This window comes from Shewanella sp. A32 (assembly GCF_029167175.1).
GTDB lineage: Bacteria > Pseudomonadota > Gammaproteobacteria > Enterobacterales > Shewanellaceae > Shewanella > Shewanella yunxiaonensis.
The window spans coordinates 1-5,298 of record NZ_JARFTS010000048.1 but is presented as its reverse complement, the minus strand read 5'-3'; the positions used below and the strand labels follow the sequence as shown (position 1 = coordinate 5,298).

8 protein-coding genes are annotated in these 5,298 nt (G+C 44.8%); 7 read left to right on the top strand and 1 reads right to left on the bottom strand.

Translation table 11 applies throughout. The features are described 5' to 3' along the window. Both PY479_RS17400 and PY479_RS17395 read left to right on the top strand, forming a co-directional pair. Positions 1-324, top strand: a 324-nt coding sequence (locus tag PY479_RS17400; RefSeq protein WP_275484526.1) for a replication initiation protein, incomplete at its 5' end; no start/stop codon positions are given. Further along, positions 325-798 (top strand): type II toxin-antitoxin system PemK/MazF family toxin, encoded by a 474-nt coding sequence (locus tag PY479_RS17395; RefSeq protein ID WP_275484525.1) that lies wholly within the window; start codon positions 325-327, stop codon positions 796-798. Positions 799-1,007: 209 nt separating this feature from the next. Here PY479_RS17395 and PY479_RS17390 read toward each other — a convergent pair whose 3' ends face one another. Further along, a complete protein-coding gene (locus PY479_RS17390) occupies positions 1,008-1,523 on the bottom strand; it encodes a hypothetical protein (protein WP_275484524.1) in 516 nt (171 codons plus the stop codon). 561 nt (positions 1,524-2,084) lie between these two features. On the opposite strand from PY479_RS17390, the gene PY479_RS17385 reads away from it, so the two are divergent. The 5 genes from PY479_RS17385 to PY479_RS17365 all read left to right on the top strand — a co-directional run. Beyond that, positions 2,085-2,327: a hypothetical protein gene (locus PY479_RS17385; protein WP_275484523.1), complete on the top strand. Its 243-nt coding sequence runs from the start codon at positions 2,085-2,087 to the stop codon at positions 2,325-2,327. Between the two features lie 178 nt (positions 2,328-2,505). Then, complete coding sequence (locus PY479_RS17380) at positions 2,506-3,201, top strand: site-specific integrase (RefSeq protein ID WP_343377257.1); 696 nt, start codon at positions 2,506-2,508, stop codon at positions 3,199-3,201. Then, positions 3,198-3,869: a hypothetical protein gene (locus tag PY479_RS17375; RefSeq protein WP_275484521.1), complete on the top strand. Its 672-nt coding sequence runs from the start codon at positions 3,198-3,200 to the stop codon at positions 3,867-3,869. Before PY479_RS17380 ends, PY479_RS17375 begins: the two co-directional genes overlap by 4 nt. A gap of 64 nt (positions 3,870-3,933) precedes the next feature. Next, complete coding sequence (locus PY479_RS17370) at positions 3,934-4,182, top strand: hypothetical protein (protein ID WP_275484520.1); 249 nt, start codon at positions 3,934-3,936, stop codon at positions 4,180-4,182. 682 nt (positions 4,183-4,864) lie between these two features. Then, positions 4,865-5,298: replication initiation protein (locus tag PY479_RS17365; protein ID WP_275484519.1), on the top strand; the 434-nt coding region annotated here is incomplete at its 3' end.

Genomic DNA, 5,298 nt, shown 5'->3' with positions numbered 1-5,298 from the left:
AAGAGCCGTTTTACAACGTACAAACTCCGTAGTATTGCCAATCTCCAATCAGGCCACTCAATCAGGCTATACGAGTTGCTAATGCGCTTTAACGCCACCAACAGCCGAGTAATTTCGCTAGATGATTTTCGTTCATCTCTAGGGCTTGATGATAAATATCAGCAGTTCAAAATATTGAATCGTGACGTAATCAAACCAAGCGTTGAAGAACTCAACCAACGCAGCGATTTAATTATCACATACGAGACAATCAAGAAGGGTCGAAATGTGGCCGCGTTAGCTTTTACATTCAAAAAAAACAAACAGTTAAAGATGGATATTTAAATGATTAATTACAGCCCCAAAGTCGGCGAAGTTCTGGAATGTGACTTTGGTAAATTTCAGTACATTGGCGATACAAATCAACTGGATATGGATAATTATGACGGTAGAATCCCGCCGGAGATCGTTAAAAAGAGAATGGTGGTAGTGCTTAATGGAAAGTTAGACAATGGCTGCTTGGTTGTCCCGATTTCATCGACCAAGAACCTAAACGGCATCAACAGAGGACTGCACATTCCGTTAGATCCAGGGATGTTCAAAATTACGAACTTTTATGATTCTCGCGATAGATGGGCTAAAACTGATCTAATCCAGATGGTTAGCCGCCATAGGCTATACAAGATGATGGACAATGGAACGCGCTTCGATCAGCACATACCGCACGACACGGTGACAACGATTCAACTAGCTGTAATTAAAGCCATTAGTGCATCGTCATTGATTCCTAAACCGCAGAAAGGCGAAAGCCCAACTTAAAGTTGGGCTTTCTAGTCCTCTAACGGACAAAAATCTTAAGGCCTCTATGGGCAACACTCACATTATCGGTAAAACCTGACGGTGTTGTCAATAAGCCCTTATTGTTAGAGTGTCAATTACTGAATAGCACAGTTCTACACCTGACGGCTTCACCTTTCTCAAACATAACCAGCTGCAAATCCAAGCGTTCTAAAAGTGACAACGACCTGTCATCTGTCATAGATGTTCATCATCTTATTTTGCTCATTGAAAATAACTATTCTAGGGCGAACTTGGATGCCAAATGCTGACTGATAGTGGATTAGTGCTGAACAAGTTAAAAAACCATCGTCACTCTTTGAGAAACCCATATTTTCAATCTGACTGTAAGCTATCCCTGTCAATGACTGTTCCAGCAAACTTCTGCAGGTGGATTTATCCTTAATCCCTTGCGGAGAGCTTTCGTAGGCTTTTCTTCTTTCTTCATGAAGAGCCCATTCCGCCTCAGATTTTTGCCTCAATTTATTATTTTCGGCAGTAATGGCCTCCATTTGATTCTGGTACTTCAACTCCCTTTCTTTCATAGCCAAACAGGTAAATTCAGACCTGCTTAACGAAGTATTCAATCTTGGTTTTTCTTCCTTGCATTCAGGAAATCGATCCAACCTAGATTGATCTCCTGCCGATAAAGCGCAACCACCGATAAAACATGAAATCACCGCTATCCCGATAAACATCCTGTTCATATTATCCCTTTTGAATTAGTTACATAATCAAGTGTTCAGTATGAATTTCAGCATAAAAAATGACATTTGCACATTTTTTTATGCTTCTCGCACCCACATTCTGACGCTATGTAAATATTGCTATGCAATTTACATAGCGTCAGAATGTGGGCTATATGGATTTCGCGCTCAATTTTACTTGCTCACATTTTCTTTGTATAATTTAGGCTCTTATGGAAATCATGCAGCCTATTGCATGTGATGCCCCCGAAGCATTGTGAAAATAAATCGAGACAGCGACGAATTAACGAACGCTGATTACTGAACCCAACTGCATAACTGGAGATTTTACTGATGATGAACTGCAAATCTGGATAGCCACTGGCTCGAATTGTCACGTAACGACTAACCGAATCCCAACGTATAACGGGACGCCATAAATCCTTAGATTTAATAGCTGGATAGGTCTGAGCTAGAGTTGCGAAAAACTCAAATCGGGCTAACAGGCATTTAGTTGTCGCTGCCGAACATCACTGATGATCGGTTGTATTAATACTTACAACTTGAATAAGTTACAAAATCATGATTCCAGATTTTGATTCTGCTGCAGAAGCCTCCAAACTTCGCGCCCAAACCAGAGCTATCCGTAAGCGCAATTACAGCCAACGAAAATCGGTGTTAGACGTTTACAAAGGAGAGCTTTGCTCCATGTATAAAGACGGGGCGAGAGGCTCCGAGCTGGTACGCTGGCTCAAGTCTAAAAAAATCACCGTGGCACACTCCACAGTGCTCCGCTACGTCAAAAAGCAGACCCCCAATGGGTAAGTTTGCCTCCGCAGAAAAACAAGCCGCCAGTGTCGTTAAGGCGCTATCCCAATCCCGCGCTATCGTATCATTGGGTACCGCCAGAAATTACGAAAGGGCGCTTACTCGAGTAGCCGAATTTGCCAAGACAGAACGCCTTTCTCTTCGCGATCTCACCCCCGAAAAGCTCCAACAATACTTGGAAATCCGATCCGAGTTAGTGGGGCAAAAATCCTTAGACATGGAGCGTCAGGCCGCACAGTGCATGATGCAACATCTCACGGGGAAATTGGCCGATAATGAGCGCCTAACTGTCGTCAAATCCGAGCACGAACAGATCCTACGTTGCCGCAGCTACACAGCGGAGCAAGTTAGTCTTATCGCAGGTTGCCAGCGCGATAAAGCCGCGCTTTCAACGGAGATTGCTCACGCTGCCGGCCTTCGTGCTCACGAACTGCTAACGCTACGCAGAGGCGAGGAACGAGGTCCAAGCGATAGACCCGCCAGAGACGAAAAATTTCAAGGCCGTGCCGGTGAAATTTACACAGTCAAAGGCAAAGGCGGCCTAGTTCGTGAAGTGATGCTGCCGACAGACTTAGCCGAGCGTTTGGAGGCTCGAAGATTAGATGAGCCTGTGAGAGTAACAGATCGCGGTATTCACTATGGCCAATACTACGACATCAGCGGAGGTCAACGCTGGTCAAGCTCGTTCACTCAAGCCGCCAACCGCGCCCTTGGATGGAGTGAGGGCGCTCATGGCGTCAGGCACAGCTATGCCCAAGAACGGATGCACGAGCTGCAATCTAACGGCATGAAACGCGATGATGCACTGGAAATAGTATCCCAAGAAATGGGGCACTTCCGTCCCGAAATCACCGAGGTTTATTTGAGATGAAATGGATCATTTTACTGGCTGCATTAGGCGGTGTTTTTTGGGTTGGGAATTTGAGTTATCACCTACTCGACAACGGCATGTTTATAACTAATTATTGGAAAGCCCATGACCCTGTCGAATGGGGGATAGTGCATTTCAACAAATCACAGCTAGAAAACTCTGAGGTTTATGCGTTCAATGCTGTTCAGGGAAATTGGGGAATACTAAAAGAGCTATGGCCTATTCCTACCCTCTTAGCACTTGTTTTTTTTGCCCTAATCCCAGTGACAGTTTTCATCTCAAACTCTCTGACGAATTTGCAAATTACCAATGCAAATTATGAGAAAAAATTGGCAAAGGAACGCGCCGAAAATACTGAGATAGAAGCCGATAAAAAAGTGAGTTATGCGCAGACCGAAGCGCGAAAAAGAGCTAATGCTGAATTCATGCGGCAATTCGAACAATTAGAAGCGGGTCAGCGCGATTTACAAGAACGTGAAGCGTTGATTAGTGCCAGGGAGAAAGCCGCCCTGGATGCCGAAATGGCAGCGCAACAAAAAGTCGATGAAGTGATTGGACTGTACGAGCAAGAATTAGCACGTTTTGAAGCCGAAATAAGCGCGATGCAATCCGCTAAAAACAATGCCCAGCAGGCGTTTAAACGGATTAAGCAAAAAACGGCCAAATAATCTTGATTTTGTAATGTTTTCAAGTAAACTTGATTTTGTAACATTTTCAAGATGGAGATTGAGCATGTCTGATACCGAAAAAAAACATGGTGGTGCTAGAGCTGGGGCAGGCCGTAAAACTAAATACGAAAAAACAACGGTGATGCGGGTTCCAGAGAAGTACAAAGATGCAATTTCCGCTCTCATTTCTCACCTCGATGAAACGAAACACATCAACAAACACTATCCGCAAGGATCTCAATCAGATCCTGTCTTTTTGCGTTCCTTAGACGACAACGCTCAAAATATTGTTTTCACGACAAAACCGATTTAATTCGGCTTTGTGAGAGCCGTTATAAGCGATTATTTAACTCTTTAGATGCCAGCGCACACCCTAAGCAACAAAAATGGCGCTGCGTGCTTTCTATGCGCTTTGGCGCATAGTGCCAGCATGGGAGCGGAGCGATACGCTCTTAGGGAGGGGCGCTTTTTGCCCCATCCCCCGTCCTGCCAAGCCGCTTTTGATTTTTGACTTTGCATTCCGCAATTTGATAGCTCAACGGTCGTAGACAAAACCAACGTACAGCGCGGCTTTTTTGAGTCTCGCCCCTGCCAACGGCAGGAAATGGCGAGGCATTTTTGCTTTTGGGGAAGGGTGGAGCCTTTAGGCGACCTTGGGGCAAAGCCCCGTGGTCGCGGCGCAGCCGCCTCTTTTGGCTTTAAGAGGACAAATTTACGGTGGTTATCCACAGGCGCAGCCCTTTTTAATAGATCTTTCTTGTTTTTATAGATCTTTCTTGTTTTTAGGCTCCTCGCTAGCCCTTAGTACACCTGCGCTGCAGCGATCATAGGTGAGAGGATTGACACGCTTTAGTGGGTTATAGGTGAGAGGATTGACACGCTAATGAGGTTTACAGGTGAGAGAATTGACACGCTAATCCACAGTTTAGGGTGATATGTTTGACGAACTATATCACCCATGTTATAGGTGAGTCTTATAGCGGAGAATATCACCTATGAATAACCTCACCGTCACTAAATCAAACCATCTGATCGATGCTAGTTATCGTCTTAACGTACAGGCTCAAAAGCTCGTTTTAGCTTGTCTTGGGAAAGTAGACCCAAGAGGCGAGATCCCCAAGGAAATGCGCCTAACGGCTGTTGAATATGCGGAGCTAATGGGCATTACTCATAACGCCCGTAGAGACCTATACAAAGCTGCAGATACGCTGTTTGATGCTGTGATTATCCTCAAGGACGACCACGAGGAAGTGAAGCTAAGATGGATTCAAAAGGGGGTTAAAAAGCTCAAAGGTGATGGGGCAGTGATCATCACTTGGACGGATGATGTTTTGAAGTACATCAGCCAACTCAAGAGCCGTTTTACAACGTACAAACTCCGTAGTATTGCCAATCTCCAATCAGGCCACTCAATCAGGCTATACGAGTT